Annotated in this window: 1 pseudogene; it reads left to right on the plus strand. The window is 66.0% G+C overall.

Features of this window, described 5'->3' with window-relative positions:
• Positions 1-512 (plus strand): annotated as a pseudogene (locus EN914_RS37900) (transketolase); the annotation flags it as partial.

The raw sequence follows: 512 nt of genomic DNA on the forward strand, positions 1-512 counted from the left end.
CAGGTCGCCCGCTTCCAGGCCTCGGGCTGGAACGCCAGCCACATCGACGGCACCGATCCGGAAGCCATCGCCTATGCCATCGAAGCCGCTCGTCACTCCGACAAGCCGACGATGATCGCCTGCAAGACGACCATCGGCTTCGGCGCTCCAACCAAGGCCGGCACCAACAAGGCGCACGGTTCGCCGCTCGGCGCCGACGAGATCGCCGGTGCGCGCAAATTCTTCAACTGGGACTCGCCGCCCTTCGAGATTCCGGCCGACATCCTTGACGCATGGCGCGCCGCCGGTAAAACCGGCGCCAAGCCGCGCACCGACTGGGAGGGACGCCTGGCCAAGGCCGAGCCCAACTTGAAGGCCGAGTTCGAACGCCGCCTCGCCGGCAAGCTGCCGTCGAATTTCGACGCCGTCATCGCCGACTACAAGAAGAAGCTGTCGGCCGACAAGCCGAAGGTCGCCACCCGTAAATCCTCGGAAATGGCGCTGGAGGTCATCAACGGCGCCGTGCCGGAAAC

The sequence above is a fragment of the Mesorhizobium sp. M7A.F.Ca.CA.001.08.2.1 genome, assembly GCF_003998455.1.
Taxonomy (GTDB): Bacteria; Pseudomonadota; Alphaproteobacteria; order Rhizobiales; family Rhizobiaceae; genus Mesorhizobium; species Mesorhizobium ciceri.